This window comes from Neisseria sp. HMSC067G12, from assembly GCF_001812725.1.
GTDB classification, from domain to species: domain Bacteria; phylum Pseudomonadota; class Gammaproteobacteria; order Burkholderiales; family Neisseriaceae; genus Neisseria; species Neisseria perflava.
Genome location: NZ_KV810215.1, coordinates 15,232 through 34,853 on the forward strand (window position 1 = coordinate 15,232; position 19,622 = coordinate 34,853).

General features: G+C 48.8%; 20 protein-coding genes, 2 tRNA genes and 1 riboswitch. Of the genes, 7 read left to right on the plus strand and 15 right to left on the minus strand.

The annotated features are described in order from the left end of the window. Positions 1 to 17 precede the first annotated feature (17 nt). The gene (gene pncB / locus HMPREF2871_RS09365) at positions 18 to 1,238 is read right to left on the minus strand and encodes a nicotinate phosphoribosyltransferase (protein WP_049344485.1); all 1,221 of its coding nucleotides are present in this window, start codon (positions 1,236 to 1,238) and stop codon (positions 18 to 20) included. Positions 1,239 to 1,330: 92 nt separating this feature from the next. Then, complete coding sequence (locus tag HMPREF2871_RS09370; protein WP_049344487.1) at positions 1,331 to 2,626, minus strand: M23 family metallopeptidase; 1,296 nt, start codon at positions 2,624 to 2,626, stop codon at positions 1,331 to 1,333. A 363-nt stretch (positions 2,627 to 2,989) separates the two neighbouring features. Between HMPREF2871_RS09370 and HMPREF2871_RS09375 the strand changes: the two genes are divergently transcribed. Further along, positions 2,990 to 3,970, plus strand: coding sequence for a hypothetical protein (locus HMPREF2871_RS09375; RefSeq protein ID WP_049337014.1), 981 nt, complete (start codon positions 2,990 to 2,992; stop codon positions 3,968 to 3,970). Positions 3,971 to 3,976: 6 nt separating this feature from the next. On the opposite strand, the gene rfaQ is transcribed toward HMPREF2871_RS09375, so the two are convergent. Beyond that, entirely contained in the window at positions 3,977 to 5,059 is a 1,083-nt protein-coding gene (gene rfaQ / locus HMPREF2871_RS09380) for a putative lipopolysaccharide heptosyltransferase III (RefSeq protein WP_049337016.1), read from the minus strand. A 147-nt stretch (positions 5,060 to 5,206) separates the two neighbouring features. After that, positions 5,207 to 5,251: riboswitch (PreQ1 riboswitch) on the plus strand. Positions 5,252 to 5,254: 3 nt separating this feature from the next. Here rfaQ and queF point away from each other — a divergent pair. Continuing rightward, complete coding sequence (gene queF, locus HMPREF2871_RS09385; RefSeq protein WP_003748427.1) at positions 5,255 to 5,728, plus strand: preQ(1) synthase; 474 nt, start codon at positions 5,255 to 5,257, stop codon at positions 5,726 to 5,728. Positions 5,729 to 5,828: 100 nt separating this feature from the next. Next, on the plus strand, positions 5,829 to 6,506 hold the full coding sequence (locus HMPREF2871_RS09390; protein ID WP_070629620.1) for a 7-cyano-7-deazaguanine/7-aminomethyl-7-deazaguanine transporter: 678 nt from the start codon (positions 5,829 to 5,831) through the stop codon (positions 6,504 to 6,506). Between the two features lie 67 nt (positions 6,507 to 6,573). Here the strand turns inward: HMPREF2871_RS09390 and ubiM are convergent, their stop codons facing one another. The 3 genes from ubiM to rplU form a co-directional block, all read right to left on the minus strand. Beyond that, positions 6,574 to 7,758, minus strand: coding sequence for a 5-demethoxyubiquinol-8 5-hydroxylase UbiM (gene ubiM / locus HMPREF2871_RS09395; protein ID WP_003680095.1), 1,185 nt, complete (start codon positions 7,756 to 7,758; stop codon positions 6,574 to 6,576). A gap of 274 nt (positions 7,759 to 8,032) precedes the next feature. Then, positions 8,033 to 8,305, minus strand: a complete 273-nt coding sequence (gene rpmA, locus HMPREF2871_RS09400; RefSeq protein WP_002212328.1) for a 50S ribosomal protein L27 — start codon at positions 8,303 to 8,305, stop codon at positions 8,033 to 8,035. Between the two features lie 27 nt (positions 8,306 to 8,332). Further along, entirely contained in the window at positions 8,333 to 8,641 is a 309-nt protein-coding gene (gene rplU, locus HMPREF2871_RS09405) for a 50S ribosomal protein L21 (protein WP_002216394.1), read from the minus strand. Positions 8,642 to 8,904: 263 nt separating this feature from the next. Here rplU and ispB point away from each other — a divergent pair, with 263 nt between their 5' ends. From ispB to HMPREF2871_RS09420, 3 genes are all read left to right on the plus strand, one after another. Then, complete coding sequence (ispB, locus tag HMPREF2871_RS09410) at positions 8,905 to 9,879, plus strand: octaprenyl diphosphate synthase (RefSeq protein WP_003748423.1); 975 nt, start codon at positions 8,905 to 8,907, stop codon at positions 9,877 to 9,879. Positions 9,880 to 9,883: 4 nt separating this feature from the next. After that, the gene (locus tag HMPREF2871_RS09415; RefSeq protein WP_049337019.1) at positions 9,884 to 10,330 is read left to right on the plus strand and encodes a DUF441 domain-containing protein; all 447 of its coding nucleotides are present in this window, start codon (positions 9,884 to 9,886) and stop codon (positions 10,328 to 10,330) included. An 18-nt stretch (positions 10,331 to 10,348) separates the two neighbouring features. Beyond that, positions 10,349 to 10,423 (plus strand) — tRNA-Arg (locus HMPREF2871_RS09420). A 102-nt stretch (positions 10,424 to 10,525) separates the two neighbouring features. On the opposite strand, the gene HMPREF2871_RS09425 is transcribed toward HMPREF2871_RS09420, so the two are convergent. After that, entirely contained in the window at positions 10,526 to 11,683 is a 1,158-nt protein-coding gene (locus HMPREF2871_RS09425) for an NnrS family protein (protein ID WP_070629622.1), read from the minus strand. A gap of 86 nt (positions 11,684 to 11,769) precedes the next feature. Continuing rightward, a complete protein-coding gene (locus HMPREF2871_RS09430) occupies positions 11,770 to 12,150 on the minus strand; it encodes a hemerythrin domain-containing protein (RefSeq protein ID WP_070629624.1) in 381 nt (126 codons plus the stop codon). Between the two features lie 146 nt (positions 12,151 to 12,296). On the opposite strand from HMPREF2871_RS09430, the gene HMPREF2871_RS09435 reads away from it, so the two are divergent. Then, positions 12,297 to 12,755, plus strand: coding sequence for an RrF2 family transcriptional regulator (locus HMPREF2871_RS09435; protein ID WP_004518811.1), 459 nt, complete (start codon positions 12,297 to 12,299; stop codon positions 12,753 to 12,755). 598 nt (positions 12,756 to 13,353) lie between these two features. Here HMPREF2871_RS09435 and HMPREF2871_RS09445 read toward each other — a convergent pair. The 7 genes from HMPREF2871_RS09445 to HMPREF2871_RS09475 form a co-directional block, all read right to left on the minus strand. After that, positions 13,354 to 13,429: transfer RNA gene (locus HMPREF2871_RS09445), tRNA-Ile, on the minus strand. Positions 13,430 to 13,522: 93 nt separating this feature from the next. Further along, positions 13,523 to 14,374, minus strand: a complete 852-nt coding sequence (gene folP, locus HMPREF2871_RS09450) for a dihydropteroate synthase (protein ID WP_070629627.1) — start codon at positions 14,372 to 14,374, stop codon at positions 13,523 to 13,525. Positions 14,375 to 14,457: 83 nt separating this feature from the next. After that, complete coding sequence (locus tag HMPREF2871_RS09455; protein ID WP_070647865.1) at positions 14,458 to 16,119, minus strand: electron transfer flavoprotein-ubiquinone oxidoreductase; 1,662 nt, start codon at positions 16,117 to 16,119, stop codon at positions 14,458 to 14,460. A gap of 132 nt (positions 16,120 to 16,251) precedes the next feature. Then, entirely contained in the window at positions 16,252 to 16,689 is a 438-nt protein-coding gene (locus HMPREF2871_RS09460; protein ID WP_049344497.1) for an ExbD/TolR family protein, read from the minus strand. Positions 16,690 to 16,692: 3 nt separating this feature from the next. Continuing rightward, positions 16,693 to 17,352: a MotA/TolQ/ExbB proton channel family protein gene (locus tag HMPREF2871_RS09465; protein ID WP_049332314.1), complete on the minus strand. Its 660-nt coding sequence runs from the start codon at positions 17,350 to 17,352 to the stop codon at positions 16,693 to 16,695. 102 nt (positions 17,353 to 17,454) lie between these two features. Further along, a complete protein-coding gene (locus tag HMPREF2871_RS09470; protein WP_049344498.1) occupies positions 17,455 to 18,384 on the minus strand; it encodes an energy transducer TonB in 930 nt (309 codons plus the stop codon). A gap of 340 nt (positions 18,385 to 18,724) precedes the next feature. Then, positions 18,725 to 19,621 carry a tyrosine recombinase XerC gene (locus HMPREF2871_RS09475; protein ID WP_049344501.1) on the minus strand — a complete coding sequence of 299 codons (897 nt, stop codon included), beginning with the start codon at positions 19,619 to 19,621 and terminating at the stop codon, positions 18,725 to 18,727. Between the last annotated feature and the right edge of the window lies 1 nt (position 19,622).

A 19,622-nucleotide genomic window follows, 5' to 3' on the forward strand; every position in this document is an offset into this window, starting at 1 on the left:
TCAGACGGCCTTTGTTTTTAGGCTTTCTCTTCCGGCTCAGGTACGTCAAACACTTGGCGCAGGTAAGCGAGGAAGGTGTTGTTGGTAGTCATGGTTTTGCCCGGGGAGTCGGAGAGCTTGGCGACGGATTGGCCGTTACACTCGACAAGCTTCAAGACAATGTTCAAAGGCGTGTGTCCCAAGTCGTTGGTCAGGTTGGTACCGATACCGAAACTGGTTTTGAAACGGTCTTTGAAGTATTGATGCAACGCCCATGAACGCTCAATATCGAGGCCGTCTGAAAAGGTCAGCATTTTGGTGCGGCTGTCGATTTTGAGTTTTTTGTAATGCTCGTAGGCTTTGTCGCCCCAAACATAAGGATCGCCGCTATCGTGGCGCAGGCCGTCGAAGAGTTTGGCAAAATAAAGGTCAAAATCGCGCAAGAAGGCATCCATGCCGACCACGTCGGTCAGTGCAATGCCGAGGTCGCCGCGGTATTCGTGTACCCAGCTTTCCAGCGCGGCTTTTTGGAAATTGCGCAAACGTACGTCCAAGGCTTGGAAGGCTTGGAGGAACTCATGCGCCATGGTGCCGATTGGTGTGATGCCGAGTTTTTTGGCCAGATAAACATTGCTAGTACCGCGCACGATATCGGGAGCGGCTTCTAACAAGGTGCGGATAACGTGTTCCTGCCATGCAAGGGTGTAGCGGCGGCGCGTGCCGAAATCGGAAATAAGGAACGGCGGATCATTCGGATTTTGTGTAGCTGCAATTTCTTTCAGCTGTTGCGCTTTGGCCTGCAAACGGCGCTCGCCTTCTTCAATGACGGCAGACGTTTCCAAGCGGCGGAAATAGAGTTCGTTGACGATGGCAAGAATGAAAATCTCGAAGAACATCGCCTGTATCATCGGGCCTTCGATGCGGATGTTCAGACGGCCTTGATCGTCAGGGCTAACTTGGACGAAGCGGCGTTGGAGTTGGAAAAGTTCGAGATAATCGACAAAGTCGCTTTTGATAAAGCGCAGGCTGCGCAGATAGTCGAGTTCGTCATGGGTAAAGCGCAGCTGACACAGGGCGTCGAGTTCGCGTTCCAAGTCTTCTTGAATATCGGCCAGCGGATACACCATCTCTTTGTTGCGGCAGCGGAATTCGTAAAGGCTGTGGGTTTGCGGGAATTGGTGCAACACGACTTGCAGCATGGTGAATTTGTACAGGTCGGTATCAAGCAGGGATTGGATAATAGGCTGATGAGCAGACATAAGCTTTCTCTGAGTAAACGTGGGCGTTGAGGTATCGATTTTAATGGAAAAGGCCGTCTGAAAGAAACCTTATTCAGACGGCCTTTATCTTATTAATCCAACTGCGCTACGGAAACCGGCAAAGAGCGGACGGCAGACAACATCGTGCTGGCATCTTTTTGCTGTTTGCGGAACGCGGCCATATTGGTCGGGGTCAATTTCGGCGTCGGCAGGGCGACGGTAGTCGGGTTGACCGGCTGGCCATTGACGCGTGCTTCGTAGTGCAGATGCGGACCGGTAGAACGGCCGGTTGTACCCACAAAACCAATCACTTCGCCGGCGCGGACTCTACCGTCGGCCGGGCTGAACGCGCTCATGTGGCCGTACAGGGTTTCCACACCGTTGGCATGGCGAATCATCACGGTATTGCCGTAGCCGCCTTTCCAACCTTTGAAAATCACTTCGCCGTCGGCAGCGGCCTTAATCGGCGTACCGGTCGGCGCGGCATAGTCGATACCGGTGTGCATACGGACGGTATGCAAAACCGGATGGACACGGTAGCCGAACGGGGAAGAAATGCGCGTGTATGCAACAGGCTCGGTATTAAAGCCTTCTTTTTGTTGCAGGGACTTACCGTTTTGGTCGTAGTAGCTACCGCTTTCTTCGTCGCCTTTACCTTGGCTGTAATAATAGGCTTGGTAAGTTTTGCCGTCTTTAACCACTTCAGCCGCCAAAATATCGCCGACCGCCATTTGCTGGCCGCGGAAATACATGCTGTTGTACAAAAGGCGTACGGTATCGCCTTCTTTCAAATCGCTCATATTGAACGAGTCGGCAAAGATTTCTTTGAGCTGGATATACACTTCGGAAGGAATTTCGGCACGGAGCATATCGCCGATGGCGGAAGTGCGGATTTGCACGGAGCGCAGGGTCGGCATGGTTTTCATGTCGATTTCAGCATTGGAAATGCGCCATTTGCCTTTGACTTTTTCCAAAGCCACCAAGTTGCGTTCCAATTCCTCATCGGTAAAGAATTGAACGTCGGTCACTTGGCCTGAAGAATCGATGCGGATGTTGACGGATTGGTTGGTCCGCAGGTTTTTCATGTCGAGGTTGGCATTGTTTTTCGCCATGATTTGCTTGATGTCTTCTTGATTGACACCCATGCGCGTCAAAACGTCTGCCAAAGAGTCGCCGGCTTGGACGACTTCTTGCGCCCAATAGCTGGATTGATAGGTATTGGTTTCCACATAAACGGCAGGCAGCTCTTCGGAAATACGCTCGACTTTAAAATCGGTTTGTGCTGGTTGAGGGTCGGTAATGGCGTATGCGGTCATGATGCCTGAAGCCGGCAGCAGAAACGCTAAGAGGGTTGCTTTGAATCGAGTGGAATATTTGTTTTTAATCACGCGTTATCCTTAATGGGGCGGTCTGTTTTTTGAGGTTTGCAGAATGCCGGCATATCCGGTCTGCGGCGACCGCCTGCTGGTTTAAACAGTTTTGGGGATAAAGGACTTGGAGTCTTTTTTCCGATCTGAAAATCAGGTTTTCATTCGGAATGAATGAGGTCGTGTTTGAGATTGACGTTATTATCAGGGCTATTGTGTTGATTTACACCCTGTTTTTCTGAAATTTACGCCACGCATTCTAGCATGACAGCCCGTTTTTTCCAAACCGGCCGTCTGAACGGCTCTTTTTGAGTACGTGAGGGCAAGGTTCCGAAACGCATCATTTGTCGCGTAAAATAACGGTTTTTCTATCTATTTGCGCTTATGAAGCTGACCCTCGCCCTCCCCTCACTCAACCGCTTTGCCGACGAATCCGTCCCTGAGCTTGCCTTACCTGCTTTTAACCGTCTTTTGCGTTACGGCACATTACGCAAAGAAACACTCAGGCCGTCTGAATTTTACGGACGCCATTTGTGGGGCGGCAGCCTCATTGCCCAAGTGCAACGTTTACGCCACACAAGCCAAAAACGCACAGCCGCTTTTGCCTCTCCGGTTTGGCAACAGATGGGCATGCACCATGTCAACATTATCAGTGGCGAGTTTATCGGCATCCAAAAAGAGGAGGCGCAACGGTTATGTGCGGACTTGTCGGCGTTTTATCAAGATAAAGATTGGCAATTCGAGCCGCTTTGCGAAAGCATGTGGCTGCTCAGTATGCCGACGATAGAAGATTGGGGGGCGGAATGTGTTTTGGATGTGTGCGGGCAGCCGGAAATGGACGGTCAGGCGCACGGCAAAGATGCGGTGTCTTGGTTGGCCGTGCAGACGGAAATCCAAATGTTTCTCCACTCGCATCCGATTAACCAAGCGCGTGAACAACAAGGATTGCCGGAAATCAACGGTTTGTGGCTGTGGAACGATGCGAACGGCACACAGTCTGCGGATATTGTCGCCTCAGACAGCGCATGGGCGCGTTTTTTAGATACGCCCAAACTCGATGCGCCGTATGATTTGAAGGCTTGGTTTGAGATGGTTCAAGAAACAGGCAGCACAGTTTCAGACGGCCTTATCTTTTTGGACGACTTGGTTTCCACCTTACAGACAGGCGATGTTTGGGCATACAAAGATATTTTGGAAAGCTGGGAAACCCGTTGGTTTTCGCCTTTATGGGACGCACTCGCCTCAGGCCGTCTGAAAACTGTATGCATTACCACAGACGGCGAAAACGGCGGCACGCTGGAAATCGGCCGCCGTTCCAAATGGGCATTTTGGCGCAAAGCTAAAACGTTTAACGGATCGTGGTAAGCGGTTTTAAGCCTCCAACGCCTCCAATTTGGCAGAAATTCTATCCCACACATCCTGCAAAGGAATCGCTTTCAACAAACGTGTCGGATCGTTGGTATCGATACTGTCGGGGTGAGGCAGTTCGGCATAATCGCCGGCATAAATGACTTCGGCCTGCTCGGAATACGGACGCCATTTATCCACCCATGATGCGCCAAACAAAGCGATTTGCGGTTTATCCAAAGCTGCAGCGATGTGCATCGGTGCGGAATCGACACCGACAAACAGCTTGGCGCCCTCAATGGCCGCCGCCAATTCACGCAGGCTCAAACATCCGGACAACACATATACTTTTCTGCCTTCCGGAATATTCAGACGGCCTATAATTTCCTGAAGCATGTATTGTTCGACAGTGTCGGGAGAAGCAGTCAATACGACATTCTGTCCGCTGTTGAGCAGAAGTTGTACGATGGCGGCGTTTTTGCCGTCTTCCCAACATTTGAAATGCCAACGCGCACCCGGGTGCAGTAACACATAATCTTCACCGCTCCACCCCTGCTCACGCAATTTCTGCTGCATGCTTTCCCTTGCATCTTGTGCTACCCAAAGGCGTACCTTCGCATCGGCGACGTCTTCAGGCTGGATAAGCGGCGCAAGGATATTCAATTGGTTTTCAACGATATGATGGCTGGGATCAAGCTCATGGTTGATAAAATCATGACAGAAACGCCACCAAAAACCGTCGCGCTTGATGCAGTCAAAACCCACACTGCAACGGGCGCACAGTTTGGCGATTATTGCCGCGCGCCATTGGTCGGACAGGTTGAAAGCCCAGTCGTAATCGCGCGCCTTCAGCTTAGACAAAAGGTTTTTCTCACACGCCAACTGCTTGAATACGCCTAGCTTCTTCCAATTTCGATCAATGGTCAAAATCTGCGCAATCTGCGGATTATCAGCAATCAGCTGCTCCGTACCGGCATACACCAGCATATCGATTTCGCAATCGGGGAAACGGGTTTTCAGCGCATCGACCACCGGCGTGCTCAAAAGCACATCGCCATGATGGCGCAATTTGATGATCAGAATACGTTTGGGTTGGGCTAAAGACATACAAAACTTTCAGACGGCCTGTTGATTGGCTGCTATTGTAAAGCGGAAAACAGGTTTCATAAAATACAAAACAGGCCGTCTGAAAGCTATCCTGCTGATTCATCGCTATAAAATCCGCACAAGTCATGCAATTTATATTACAATCCGCACCCCGTGGTTCGAAAACCTCCCACATTAAAAAACTAAGGAAACCTCATGTCCCGCAACAACGAAGAGCTGCAAGGCATCTCCCTTTTGGGCAACCAGAAAACCCAATACCCAAGCGAATACGCGCCTGAAATTTTGGAAGCGTTCGACAACAAACATCCAGACAACGACTATTTCGTCAAATTCGTCTGCCCCGAGTTCACCAGCCTCTGCCCGATGACTGGCCAGCCCGACTTTGCCACCATCTACATCCGCTACATCCCCCATATCAAAATGGTGGAAAGCAAATCACTGAAACTCTATCTCTTCAGCTTCCGCAACCACGGCGACTTCCATGAAGACTGCGTCAACATCATCATGAAAGACCTCATCGCCCTGATGGATCCGAAATACATCGAAGTATTCGGCGAATTCACACCGCGCGGCGGCATCGCCATTCATCCGTTTGCCAACTACGGCAAAGCAGGTACAGAGTTTGAAGCCTTGGCACGCAAACGCCTGTTCGAACACGATGCACAATAATCCTATTCAGACGGCCTAACACCTTTTTCATTGCAAGACTTTATTTATTGCACAGTCTCGCAAGGCTTCATGCCGTCTGAAAAACTTCCGAAAGATTTCCATGTACGAATTTACCGCCGCACAGCAGAAGAAAGCGCTCTTCTGGCTGGTGCTTTTCCATATTTTTATTATTGCCGCCAGCAACTATCTGGTGCAGTTCCCCTTTCAGATTTTCGGTATTTTTACCACCTGGGGCGCATTTTCCTTCCCCTTTATCTTCCTCGCTACCGACCTGACCGTGCGCATTTTCGGCGCGCCGTTGGCGAGACGGATTATTTTTTGGGTGATGTTCCCCGCCCTGCTGCTCTCTTACGTCTTCTCCGTCCTCTTTCATGACGGCAACTGGACAGGCTGGGCATCTTTGGCCGACTTTAACACCTTTGTCGGCCGCATCGCATTGGCCAGCTTTTCCGCCTATGCGCTTGGGCAAATCCTCGATATTTTCGTGTTCAACAGATTACGCCGTCTGAAATCATGGTGGGTAGCCCCTACTGCTTCCACCGTCGTCGGCAACGCTTTGGACACGCTGGTGTTTTTTGCCGTTGCCTTTTACGCGAGCAACGATGAATTTATGGCGGCAAATTGGCAGGGCATTGCATTTGTCGATTATCTGTTCAAACTTGCCATCTGCACCCTCTTCTTCCTGCCTGCCTACGGCATCGTATTGAGCATCTTGACCAAAAAACTGACTTCCTTAAACGTCCGTCAAGAAATGCCCGAATCGGTTTTAGCCGAATAAGCAATAGATAAAAAACAAGGCCGTCTGAAACTTCAATCGTTCAGACGGCCTTTTATGTTTTAAACAATTAACCGGTCAATTGTTTGGTAATCAGTTTTTTCAGCGGAGGGAAGTTATTGCTTGCACGCAATACCAAACCGCGCAGCAGTTTCGCCGGAGCAGTTTCATTGGTAAAGAGTTTCAGCAGCATATTGGTGCCGTGGTAAATCGGATGGGCGTGGAGCATATGCTTGGTGCTGTATTTTTCCAGCAGGCTCTTCGCACCAATATCCTGACCGCGTTGCTCGGCTTCGAGAACCAATTTAGCCAAAAGATCGGCACTTGCCAGACCCAAGTTGAAACCGTGCGCAGTAACCGGATGCATACCAACCGCGGCATCGCCGATCAACGCGCTGCGTTTGCCGTAGAAACGTTGGGCAATCATGCCGACCAAAGGATAATTGTGAATGGTGCTGACCAATTCCATATCGCCCAAACGGCCTTTGAGTTGCTCTTTCACGCTGGCTGCCAATTCTTCCGGCGACATGTTTTTAATCGTCTCGGCTTTATCGCTGTCCACCGTAATCACCGTATTGGTCAAATGCTCTTCCAAAGGCAGCAACGCAATGGTACGGCCGTAGTGGAAGCATTCATATGCGGTATGCAGGTTGGACAGAGTATGCTTCATGCGGCACACGAACATGGTGCGGCTGTAATCGTGCATATCGGAAGAAATGCCCAATTGACGGCGCGTTTGTGAGAAGCGGCTATCGGCGGCCAACAACAGACGGCCGGTCAATACTTCGCCGCTTTCCAAAATAACTTGCGCCTCATCGTCAGAAGTTTTGACTTCTTTAACATTGGTGCCGGTCAGGATTTTCACGTTGTCCAATTTGGACACGACTTCATAAGCGGCTTTGCGGATATTGTGATTGGAAATCAAATAGCCCAAGCAGTCCGCAGGCTCGCCGCGCGCCTGAGTCGGTTGCGGGAAGTGGAGCTGGTAATCGGAATGACCGTTCAACACTTTGGCATCGCGCAAAGGATAAATTTCGTCTTTTGGAATCAAATCCCACATACCCAATCGCTGCATGATTTCGCGCGACAAGTGCGTCAGTGCGATTTCACGGCCGTCATACGGCGGATTTTGCAACACTTCTAAAGGACTTCTTTCAATCAGGGTTATGTTCAACCCGCTTCCGGCCAACTCTGCGGCAAAACTTAATCCGGCAGGGCCTGCGCCGACGACGAGAATATCACTGTGTAAGCTCATGGGAGGAATTCCTTGTATTCAACTGATACGGATTTTTTCAGACGGCCTTAAGTTTACTGTGTTTAGCTACATGAGGGTAAATCAAAGGCATTTGATAGATTATATAGAAAGCATTGATAGAATAAAACAAATGTTATCAATTGTAAGCGCGTTTTTACTTTGGCCTTAATATAAATCAAGCTTCACGACATACGGATTTTATCAAACGGACAAACATTCAGATAAACAAAAACCGCATTCCGAAAAGGGAATGCGGCTTTCAATCGTAAAACGATTATTCTTCAGAACCGGTGTAAGGACGGATGCTGACGGTTTTACGGTTCAGCGCGCCTTTGGTTTTGAATTCAACGTAACCGTCGACTTTAGCAAACAAAGTGTGGTCTTTGCCCATGCCTACGTTGTCACCTGCGTGGAATTTAGTACCGCGTTGACGAACGATGATGGAGCCTGCCGGAATCAGCTCGTTGCCGTAGGCTTTAACGCCCAAGCGTTTGGCTTCTGAATCGCGACCGTTGCGGGTGCTACCGCCTGCTTTTTTACTTGCCATTTGTAATACTCCTGAACTTACTTGAAATTAGGCGATTGCCACGATTTCGATTTGGGTGAAATTTTGGCGATGGCCTTGGCGTTTTTGGTAGTGTTTGCGACGACGCATTTTGAAAATGCGTACTTTCTCGCCACGACCATGAGCAACGACTTTAGCTGTTACTTTTGCGCCTTCGATAAAAGGTGCGCCTACTTTTACAGATTCGCCGTCAGCAATCATCAAAACTTCAGTCAGTTCGATTTGGCTGTCGAGTTCGGCTGGTATCTGTTCTACTTTCAATTTTTCGCCAACGGAAACTTTGTATTGTTTACCGCCGGTTTTTACGACCGCGTACATACTCAACTCCATGAGAATTAGGTTAACATTCCGCACACCATGTGCGAAACGAGCTATTCTATTTCTATTTGCCTGTTTTGTCAAAATTTATTTTATTTACAACTGAAAAGGCCGTCTGAAAGATATGTTGCATGCTTTTTAACTGATATAATCACGCGCTGGATTGCTGATATCTTTATGCAACATCACTACCCCGACCGAATGTACGGGTTTAAACAGATTCATTGGAGCCTCCGCTCCGTTTTATCAACAGAGAATGTTTTATGCTCGAAAACCTGCCTTACTTCCAACGCCACCTGCCCGATGACCTTGCCAAAGTGAACGCGGTCATCAACCAAGCTGTTCAATCCGATGTCGCGCTAATTTCGCAAATCGGCACATACATCATCAGCGCGGGCGGTAAGCGACTGCGTCCGATTATTACCATTTTGGCAGGCAAAGCAGTTGGGCATGACGATGAAAAGCTGTATTCGCTGGCGGCGATGGTGGAATTCATCCACACCTCCACCCTCCTGCACGACGATGTCGTTGACGAAAGCGAATTGCGCCGCGGCCGTAAAACCGCAAACAACCTTTTCGGCAACGCGGCAGCCGTTTTAGTCGGCGACTTCCTCTATACACGCGCGTTCCAACTGATGGTTGGTTCAGGCAGCATGCGTATCTTGGAAGTGATGGCCGATGCGACCAACATCATCGCCGAAGGCGAAGTCATGCAGCTGATGAACATCGGCAATACGGATATTACCGAAGAGCAATACGTCCAAGTTATCCAATACAAAACAGCAAAATTGTTTGAAGCGGCCGCGCAAGTCGGCGCAATTTTGGGCAAGGCTTCCCCCGAACACGAGCAAGCCTTGAAAGACTACGGCATGTACGTCGGTACGGCTTTCCAAATCATTGACGATGTTTTGGACTACTCAGGCGAAACCGAAGAAATCGGCAAAAACGTTGGCGACGATCTGGCCGAAGGCAAACCCACCCTGCCATTGATTTACCTGATGCGAAACGGCTCCGAGCAGGCCGCCAACGATGTGCGCCATGCTTTGGAAAATGCCGACCGCAGCTATTTTGAAAAAATCCACGACTATGTCGTCAACTCCGATGCTTTGCCATATTCGATTTCCGAAGCGAAAAAAGCTGTCGACAAAGCCATCGCTTCATTGGACGTATTGCCTGACAGCGAAGTCAAAGAAGCCATGATCCAACTGGCAAAAGAATCTTTGGCCCGAGTATCTTAATCCGATGAATTTCAGCTTTGTCCCTTTGTTTCTGGTTACGCTGATTTTTTTGGGCGTCGTCAGCAACAACAACTCGATTACGATTTCGGCGGCGGTATTGCTGCTCATGCAGCAGACGGCCTTGTCGCAATATCTTCCCTTGGTGGAAAAACACGGTTTGCATCTGGGCATCATCCTGCTGACCATCGGCGTATTGAGCCCGCTGGTTTCCGGTAAAATCCAGATTCCGCCGGTTTCCGAGTTTATCAATTTTAAAATGATTGCCGCCGTCCTTATCGGCATTTTGGTTGCCTGGCTTGCCGGACGCGGCGTTCCATTGATGAGCAAACAGCCTGTTTTGGTAACCGGATTATTAATCGGCACGGTCATCGGCGTTGCCTTTGTCGGCGGCATTCCGGTCGGCCCTTTGATTGCCGCTGGCTTATTGTCTTTTTTTGCCGGAAAGGTTTAAAATCCCCTCCTTTACCGCCTCGCCATAGTTCAACGGATAGAACGTATGCCTCCTAAGCGTAAAATACAGGTTCGATTCCTGTTGGCGAGGCCACAGTTTCAATAAAAGCCTTTCATACTTTGAAAGGCTTTTTTGTTATCAATAAATAAAGGCCGTCTGAAACTTTTCAGACGGCCTTTTCATTTTGCCAAACCGTTAACCCGGACGACCATCCGAACGCGGACGGATCAGCCAAGGAATATATTTCCATGCGTACAACAGCAAAGAAGCAGCAAACAAAGCGGCGGAGCAGCGGATACTGTGCGTATATGCCGTACCGCTCACAAAGGTAGCCAAAACACGGATAACCGTTGCGACAATCATCAGCCAAAAGGCGACAGGAACTACTTTAGGCGGCGGATAAATAGAGTTGCCGGTATGGCCAAGCGCAGTTCGCGCCATCATACCCAAAGTCAGCACGCCGATACCGCCAACGCCGATAAGGTGCACGCCCAAATTCAGGAAACTTGGAACCCAATAAGAAATGCCGACAGCAATCAAGCCCAAACCTGTAAACAGATAGCCTGCAAACAAAATCCAAAGCATAGGCTCTTTCAGCACGGCTTTATACCACCAGCGGTACACCTGCACGGTAAAAATCACACCGGCAGCCAGAGCAAACAACGCGGCCAGTCCCGGTAAAATGTTATGCGCCATCAGCATGGCGGTCAGCATAGGCAGCCAAAGTGAAGCGTGCGCTACCCATTGAGGGCTGGGGATTTGCGGCACGTTCAGGCGTTTGGACGTAAAGAACGAGATAATCCGCATACCGATCAAACCGATAAAGCCGGCCACCATAATCAAACCGGATTGCAAACCGGTCATCAGCGCAATGGCATCAAACGGCTGCATTTTCATATGGAACGCGAAATGGGTACCGCCCAAAACAAAAATAGCAAATACGGCAACATAGTTGCGCTTGTTTTGAGAACGAATTACCGGCAAAGCCATACACACCGCGCCATACCAGAAAAAGATCGTACCGAATATACCGCTTGCCGTCGCACCCCAGCCGGGAATAAACGCACACAAACGCGCAAGCAACCAAAATGCGGTCAAACCGGCCAACGCCTTACCGCGTGTCGGTGGCTGGCCAGTCCAAGTTGCCACGGCAGTCAGCAAGAATGCAATGACAACCAATCCGGCATAGCCCCAAATCATTTCATGGGCATGCCAATATAAACCCGGCAACTCAGGCGTACCCTGATAGCCGAATCCCCAAAGCAATATAGACAATGCGCCATACAAAGCCGCCAACGAGTAAAACGGGCGGAAGGCCATTGCCCATACAGGATGTTTGAACAAATCGTTCATGGTGGTTCCTTCAATTTTTATATCATCATAAAACAGCAACAGAGGCCGTCTGAAATTTTTCAGACGGCCATCAATTCCCTTTCCTATTACACATTCTCAGGCAAAGGCAAAAAAGGTTCAATCGCAGGAAAAAGCTCGCGTTCCTCAAAACGCGCATGATCGCGCAAAGTCACCGCAAAATCCTTATTCCATGATTCATTCATATATTCAGGATGAGCCATCATCGCACGTAACTTGGCATGATCGCCTTCAAAACGCTGCCTCAACGCCGGATCAAGCTTATCCCAATACGGCGCAAACATGGTTTCCTCCTCCAAAAAATGTGGCTCAAGCTCCACAAAATGAGGATCCAGCTCCTCTTGATGGCTTTGCTCCGGCGTACGCAGGAGACGGACGCACAACGACAGCGAGCCATGATGCTCGCGGGAAAGTTCTATTAAGGCAGGATGGCGTTTCAAGGGCTTCATAAGTTCGTTATAATGGTAACAGTTTGTCAAACTGGATTAATTTAAATGTTTCAGATATTATGAAACCCAATCCCACATAAAGTCAAACAGCCCCTCACCAAGCACTACGCTTTTGACATATAATAAAAATATCTAAAGAGCCAGCCATGTATCTGACCCAACATACCGATTACGGATTGCGCGTATTGGTTTATACCGCCATCAACGACGACACCCTCGTCAATATCGGCACTATTGCCGAGACTTACAATATTTCCAAAAGCCATTTGATGAAAGTGGTTACCTCATTAGTCAAAGGCGGTTTTCTGGTTAGCGTGCGCGGCAAAGGCGGCGGTTTGCGCTTGGCAGACAATCCTGAAAACATCAATATCGGTGCAGTAGTGCGCCATCTTGAGCCGATGCAGGTTGTCGAATGCATGGGCGACAACAACGAATGCCTCATCACCCCTTCCTGCCGACTGACCGGTATCATTACCGGAGCCATCAAAGCCTTCTTCAATCATTTAGATCAATACTCACTGCAAGATCTGCTGGACAAGCCGACTTACGACATACTTTATACACCGCGCATCCCAATCAACGAAATACGCGGAACGGCCGACTAAATCTTCAGGCCGTCTGAAAACAATCCAGCCATACTGAAATAGTATTACTTAAAAAATAAAAAATGTCGTCTGAAATGAAGATTTACAGACGGCATTTTTTTATAAAACACTCTACAGCTTAAATAGCTGACTTTCATTCGATAGGTTAATTTTTATGCTAAATATGTTGAATATAAGACAATAGAAAAACATAAAATAAGAATAATCATAGCAACCGTAAAATTTATTCTTAATATTTTCAGATAAAATTTATTGGATATTTTTTGCATTCCAAACAGTATCTTGAAAAATTTTAATTGCATACTTCTATGAGTAAATAGATATTCAAAAAAACCTATATCCATCCCTTCTGATTTTAATATTTTATATAGCATTACTAGATTAATTATAATTGCAATAAAATACAAAAATACTAAACAAAACAGAAAATAAGGCAATAACTCCACCAAACTACTCCTTCTTTTTTAAAAAGAATTTTCCCTAAAAAACATATTGGACGACATAACCAATTGCTATTGTCGACATTATATTCCAATCTTTCGCAAACCAATAAATACAAAAATGCCCGAAGCCAAAAGCCTCGGGCATTTTTAATATTTGGTGGGTCCGGTGGGTTTCGAACCCACGACCAAGGGATTATGAGTCCCCTGCTCTAACCCCTGAGCTACAGACCCGTCAAGAGTAGATGCGGATTATAGCATAACTTGTTTCTTGTTCAAGATACCGGGCCAATGTTTCAGACGGCCTGTTGGTTTTCTATTCGGGTATTATGCCGATATGCCCAATGCTTCCCAAACTTTCAAAGCGTCCGATGTTGCTTTGACATCGTGAACACGGATGATTTGCGCGCCTCGGGCGACTGTGGCCAAAGCGGCTGCCACGCTGCCGTGTACGCGTTTGGCGGCATCTTGTTCGCCTGTCAGCTCGCCAATCATGCTTTTGCGCGATATGCCGATCAGAAGGGGGAATCCGGTTGCTTCCATCAACTCAGGCAAATGTTTTATCAGGGTGATGTTGTGTTGCAGGTTTTTGCCGAAACCGAAGCCGGGGTCTAGTGTGATGCGTTCAGGGGCAATGCCTGCTTGAACGCATTCTGCCGCGCGTGCTTTTAAATAACGCGCGACCTCTTCGACGACATCTTGATATTGCGGATTAAGCTGCATGGTTTTAGGCAAACCCTGCATGTGCATGAGACACACGCCTGTCTTCGACTGTTGCGCCAGCAAGGCGACTGCGCCTTCATCACTCAATGCGGCAACATCGTTGATAATATCGACGCCGCCTTGTGCCAAGGCTTTTTCCATGATCGCCGTGTGGCGTGTATCCAAGCTGACGGGAACACTCCACTTTGCCACTTCCGCCAAAACCGGCTGCACCCTGGCCCATTCTTCTTCGAGAGAAACATCATCCGCACCCGGACGGGTAGATTCACCGCCGATATCGAGAATATCCGCACCGTCTTTCAGCAGCTGCTCGGCATGTGCCAATGCTGTTGAGACATTTTGCGAATAGGTGCCGCCATCGGATAATGAATCGGGGGTCAGATTGACGATGCCCATGATTTTCGGTTTGTCCAAGGCGATTTCAAATCGGCCTGCCTGCCAAATGCGTGTGTTCATAATGCGTCCATTGATGAAATAATAGGATAGAGGCCGTCTGAAATTTTTCAGACGGTCTTTAGGTTTTGACTTCAAACAGTAAATTACATTCCGCCGTAATTCGGTCCGCTCGCGCCTTCAGGACAAATCCAAGTGATGTTTTGCGTCGGGTCTTTGATGTCGCACGTTTTGCAGTGAACGCAGTTGGCGGCATTGATTTGCAGACGCGGACTGCCGTTTTCTTCGACGATTTCATATACACCGGCCGGACAATAGCGCGTTTCGGGCGAGGCGTATTCTTTGTAGTTTACGTCTATCATGACCTGCGGATTTTTCAGTACCAAATGGTCGGGCTGATTTTCTTCGTGCGCAAGGTTGGCAAGGAAAACGCTGCTCAAGCGGTCGAAGGTCAAAATGCCGTCGGGCTTCGGATAATCAATCGGCTTACATTCGGCGGCTTTTTTGAGCTGCTCGTTGTCTTTTCCGTGATGTTTCAAAGTCCAAGGGGCTTTGCCTCTGAAAATCATTTGGTCGATACCGGTATAGATCGAGCCAAGGTAAACGCCCCATTTGAATGACGGACGGACATTGCGCGCGGCGTAAAGCTCTTGATACAGCCAGCTTTGTTCAAAACGTTGCTGATAATCCGCCGCTTCTTTGCCGCTGTCAAAGCTTTCCACTTCTTCGAGATTTTCCAACATAGGAAACACGGCTTCTGCGGCGAGCATGGCGGATTTCATCGCGGTATGAATGCCTTTGATGCGCGGCATATTGAGGAAACCCGCCGCATCGCCGACCAAAACGCCGCCTTTAAACGAGAGTTTCGGCAGGCTTTGCAAACCGCCTTCAATCAGCGAACGTGCACCATACGCGATACGGCGGCCGCCTTCAAAGGGTTTGCGGGTTTCGGGATGGGTTTTGAAACGTTGGAACTCTTCAAACGGCGACAGATAAGGGTTTTGATAATCCAAACCGACCACAAAGCCGACAGCGACTTTATTTTCGTCAAAGTGATAAATAAACGAGCCGCCATAGGTTTTGCTGTCCAACGGCCAGCCTGCGCTGTGCATGACCAAACCGGGCTGATGTTTTTCAGACGGCACTTCCCAAATTTCTTTAATGCCCAAGCCGTAAGTTTGCGGTTCGCTGTTTTGGTCGAGCTTAAATTGTTCAATGACTTGCTTGGAAAGCGAGCCGCGACAGCCTTCGGCAAATATGGTTTGCTGCGCCCAAAGCTCCATGCCGGGCTGGAATGAATCGGTCGGTTCGCCGTCTTTGCCCACGCCCATATTGCCGGTCGTAATACCTTTGACCGAACCGTCTTCGTGATACAGCACTTCGGCAGCGGCAAAGCCCGGATAGATTTCCACGCCCATATTTTCCGCCTGCTCCGCCAGCCAGCGCACGACTTCGCCCAAGCTGGCAATATAGTTCGCATGGTTGTCAAAATTCGGGGTAACCGGCAAGTTGAAGGCTTTTTTCTCGGTCAGGAACAAAACCCTGTCCTTCGTCACTGTACGCGTCAGCGGCGCGCCTTTTTCTTTCCAATCAGGAATCAGCTCATTCAAAGAAATCGGATCGATGATGGCACCGGCAAGCGAGTGCGCACCGGCCTCCGAACCCTTCTCCACCACGCAAACGCTGATTTCGCGTCCATTCTTTTCGGCAAGCTGCTTGAGTTTGATGGCGGCAGACAAACCCGACGGGCCTGCGCCGACAATCACGACATCGTATTGCATACTGTCGCGCTCGATGGTTTCTGTCATAGTGGTTCCTGTATTGTCATTATTCAATTTAATCCGCTAATTATACAGCCTGGACATATAGTTACCAAATACAACAAAAGGCCGTCTGAAACTTTACTCAAATTTCAGACGGCCTTTACTGTATTCAAAAGATTACTGCGCTTTGGTTTCCGTTACAAAACCGATTTTGCTGATACCGGCTTCGCGCGCCGCTTGCAGGGCTTGGTTGACATAATCGTATTCAACCGCTTTATCCGCCGCAATCGCCACAATCACATCTTCGTTTTTCGCTTTGGCTTCTTTCAGCTTGGCAGTTACCGTTGCCAAATCCACTTTGTTATCCGAATCTCCGCCAACAACATAAGCACCATTGGCATCAATGCTCAAACGCAAAGGATCTTTAGGCTGCTGCTTATCCTCTTTCGCCGCTTTTTCCGAAGCAGTCGGCAACTCCAAAGGAATCGAGTGGGTCAGCACCGGCATGGTAATCATAAATACAATCAGCAACACCAGCATCACGTCCACCAAAGGTGTAACGTTGATATCCGACATCGGCGCATCATCGCCAGAATTCATTGATCCGAAAGCCATGATTTAATCCTTTTGATTCAGAAGGCGGACATGCAGGTCATGTGCAAATGCGTCCATATCTTGCGCGATGGTTTTTGTACCGCGATTGAGGAAGTTGTATGCCAATACAGCCGGAATCGCTACAAACAGGCCGACGGCAGTCGATACCAAAGCCTCACCAATCGGACCGGCTACCGCAGCAATGCTCATTTGACCGCTTTCGCTGATGCCGATCAGGGCATGGTAAATACCCCAAACAGTACCCAACAGGCCGATAAACGGAGCGGTTGCGCCGATGGAGGCCAACGCGGTCATGCCATAGTCGAACTGACGCATGGTTTGTGACATGCTGTTGCGGATGTGAACGACCAAGTATTCATTCAAAGGCAATTCGTCAATCAGCGATTTGCTTGTCGTTTGACGGTAGTTTTGGTATGCGCGCAGAGACTCATCGGCAACATTGCTCATCGGTGCTTCTACCGCTTTGGCTTTTTGTACGGCATCAGCCAGCGTAAACGCATTCAACATCAACTCTTTTACCTGAGCATTGCCTTTTTTCGCTTTGCGGTATTTGATGCAGCGAATCACAATGACACTCCAAGTCACCACACTCATCAACAACATCAGGACAAATACACCAATCAGTACCACATCACCTGATTTGAAAACTAAACTTAAATCCATAATTTTTCCAAGTTAAAAATAAAATTAAAATTTCTATCGGGTCATTTAAAAATATTCCCCAACAGCATATATTTTCCAATCAATCAGCTTAGTCCTAGATACTTATTCAAGCGTGAATTTGACAGGTACTTTAAATTCAGTCCAAACGCTTGCATGACAGCTACCATCTTTAACGGCTTTACGCGCTGCATTATCCAGACGACTATAACCACTTGATTTATTCACACTAATTGAATCCACTTTACCGCCGGGACCAACCAAGACTTTCAAAACAACCAAGCCCTCTTCGCCATTTTCAGTGGACAGTGAAGGATACGGAGGTCTCGGAATATGGCAGGTTCCTTTTGCCGGATTGCCTTTACTGCTGCCGGCACCTGTACCGCTGCCACCACCTCCGCCACCGGTACCGGAACCATGTTCGCCTTTCGCACCGCCGCTACCGGATCCGCCGCCTTCGCCACGGCCGCTGCCTGTACCTTTCGTACCGCCGCCGTTGCCTTTTCCTTCTCCACTCAAGGCTTTGCCTTCGCCGTTGCCTTTACCGTTTTCAGCAGTGTTCGGCCCGGTTTTGCTGCCTGAGTATTCAGATGCTTTAGGAGATGGTTTAGGTTCTGCCTTCGGCTCTGGTTTTGGTTCAGGTTTTGGCTCGGGCTTCGGCTCAGGTTTGGGTTCCGGCTTAGGCTCGGGCTTAGGTTTCTCGATAGGTTTCGGTTTTTCCTTTTGCTGCACGATATCCGCTTTTTCTTTTTTCGTTACCACAGGTTTGATAACAGGTTTGGGCGGTTCGACAGGCTTAGGTTTGGGTTTCGGCTTGGGTTTCGGTTGTTCTGGAGTAGGCTCGGGGGCTGCAGGTGCGCCTTCGCCCTCAGGACTACCGTCGCCACCGCCGAAATCGCCTAAATCGACAAATTCAATATTCGCCATTTCGACAGGAGGCGGTTTGTGCGCGTGCCATAAAAGTGCAACCAAGCCGACGTGAATCAACGCAACGGAAGTCACGACGGCTGGAGTTAAAATTCGTTTTTTATCCATAATTCCGTTATGTTAATAGCAACAATTCCCGTTTGCAAGTCGTTTTACAGTCAAAATAAGCATTAATGCTTATAGAGAAAGTTTATAGACCTGCTGTTTTAAAGGCTGCATATCATAATATGATATTAGCTCTCATTACTAATATTATCAAACAAAAGGTCGTTTTAAAAGATAAACGGTAAGACAAAACAGCCTATTCTTCCGGCGTTTATGCTATCCGCACATTAAACCAATATCGAAACCTCATCAGACCGATCAAAATTCAAATGGTTTCAAATCATCTGTATAAAACATCAGGCCGTCTGAAAACATTCTTTCAGACGGCCTGATTCAAACAAAATCATTTTTTCCGTTTCGCCCTTGGGTGCGCCTCATCATAAACGCGCGCCAAATGGTCAAAGTCCAGCTTTGTATAAACTTGCGTAGCGGAAAGGTTGCTGTGACCCAACAATTCCTGTACGGCGCGGATATCGCCCGATGCCTGCAAAAGATGGGTTGCATAGCTGTGGCGCATCATGTGCGGCGAGATATGGCTGGCGCTGCCCACGCGCACTGCCCACGCCTGCAGGCGTTTTTGAATTTGACGTTGCCCCAGCCTGCCGCCGTTCTTATTAGTAAACAAGGCCTGCTCGCCCTCTTTGGCAATACGCACTGCCAAATAATCACGCAATGCCGCAATGCTCTTGCCCACCAAAGGCACTTGCCGCTGCTTGCCGCCTTTACCCTTCACACTGACCCAGCCTTCGTCCAAAACGATACCGTCCAGATTCAAACCTTGTATCTCGCTCAGGCGCAAACCGCTACCATACATCAATTCAAACATGGCCTTATCGCGCACGTCCAACTCATCATCAACCGGCGCATGGTCAAGGATATGGTTTAAAGGTTCTTGCGGCAGCGCTTTGGGCAGGCGTTCGGGCAGGCGCGGCGCTTTCATATTAAATGTCGGGTCGCTTTCCATGACTTCTATCTGCACCAGCCAACTGCAATACTGCCGCCACACCGATAATTTCCGCGCCAAGCTACTTTCGCTTAAGCCCTTTTGCGACAGCTTTTTCAATACCGCCACAAAATCACGGCGCGTCGGCAGGCCGTTTCCCAGGTTATCGGGCAACAGGCGCATCAACTCACTTAAATCGCGCCGATAAGCGGAAACGGTATGCTCCGACTTGCCTTGTTGTAGCAAGGTTTTCAGATAGCGCTCAAGATGAAGCGTAAAATTGCTTGATTCCGCCATT

What these genes read in the sequence shown, in the direction of transcription:
- pncB (WP_049344485.1), bottom strand. Translation starts at nt 1,238, where the DNA reads ATGTCTGCTCATCAGCCTATTATCCAATCCCTGCTTGATACCGACCTG.
- HMPREF2871_RS09375 (WP_049337014.1), top strand. Translation starts at nt 2,990, where the DNA reads ATGAAGCTGACCCTCGCCCTCCCCTCACTCAACCGCTTTGCCGACGAA.
- rfaQ (WP_049337016.1), bottom strand. Translation starts at nt 5,059, where the DNA reads ATGTCTTTAGCCCAACCCAAACGTATTCTGATCATCAAATTGCGCCAT.
- queF (WP_003748427.1), top strand. Translation starts at nt 5,255, where the DNA reads ATGTCCCGCAACAACGAAGAGCTGCAAGGCATCTCCCTTTTGGGCAAC.
- HMPREF2871_RS09390 (WP_070629620.1), top strand. Translation starts at nt 5,829, where the DNA reads ATGTACGAATTTACCGCCGCACAGCAGAAGAAAGCGCTCTTCTGGCTG.
- ubiM (WP_003680095.1), bottom strand. Translation starts at nt 7,758, where the DNA reads ATGAGCTTACACAGTGATATTCTCGTCGTCGGCGCAGGCCCTGCCGGA.
- rpmA (WP_002212328.1), bottom strand. Translation starts at nt 8,305, where the DNA reads ATGGCAAGTAAAAAAGCAGGCGGTAGCACCCGCAACGGTCGCGATTCA.
- rplU (WP_002216394.1), bottom strand. Translation starts at nt 8,641, where the DNA reads ATGTACGCGGTCGTAAAAACCGGCGGTAAACAATACAAAGTTTCCGTT.
- ispB (WP_003748423.1), top strand. Translation starts at nt 8,905, where the DNA reads ATGCTCGAAAACCTGCCTTACTTCCAACGCCACCTGCCCGATGACCTT.
- HMPREF2871_RS09415 (WP_049337019.1), top strand. Translation starts at nt 9,884, where the DNA reads ATGAATTTCAGCTTTGTCCCTTTGTTTCTGGTTACGCTGATTTTTTTG.
- HMPREF2871_RS09425 (WP_070629622.1), bottom strand. Translation starts at nt 11,683, where the DNA reads ATGAACGATTTGTTCAAACATCCTGTATGGGCAATGGCCTTCCGCCCG.
- HMPREF2871_RS09430 (WP_070629624.1), bottom strand. Translation starts at nt 12,150, where the DNA reads ATGAAGCCCTTGAAACGCCATCCTGCCTTAATAGAACTTTCCCGCGAG.
- HMPREF2871_RS09435 (WP_004518811.1), top strand. Translation starts at nt 12,297, where the DNA reads ATGTATCTGACCCAACATACCGATTACGGATTGCGCGTATTGGTTTAT.
- folP (WP_070629627.1), bottom strand. Translation starts at nt 14,374, where the DNA reads ATGAACACACGCATTTGGCAGGCAGGCCGATTTGAAATCGCCTTGGAC.
- HMPREF2871_RS09455 (WP_070647865.1), bottom strand. Translation starts at nt 16,119, where the DNA reads ATGACAGAAACCATCGAGCGCGACAGTATGCAATACGATGTCGTGATT.
- HMPREF2871_RS09460 (WP_049344497.1), bottom strand. Translation starts at nt 16,689, where the DNA reads ATGGCTTTCGGATCAATGAATTCTGGCGATGATGCGCCGATGTCGGAT.
- HMPREF2871_RS09465 (WP_049332314.1), bottom strand. Translation starts at nt 17,352, where the DNA reads ATGGATTTAAGTTTAGTTTTCAAATCAGGTGATGTGGTACTGATTGGT.
- HMPREF2871_RS09470 (WP_049344498.1), bottom strand. Translation starts at nt 18,384, where the DNA reads ATGGATAAAAAACGAATTTTAACTCCAGCCGTCGTGACTTCCGTTGCG.
- HMPREF2871_RS09475 (WP_049344501.1), bottom strand. Translation starts at nt 19,621, where the DNA reads ATGGCGGAATCAAGCAATTTTACGCTTCATCTTGAGCGCTATCTGAAA.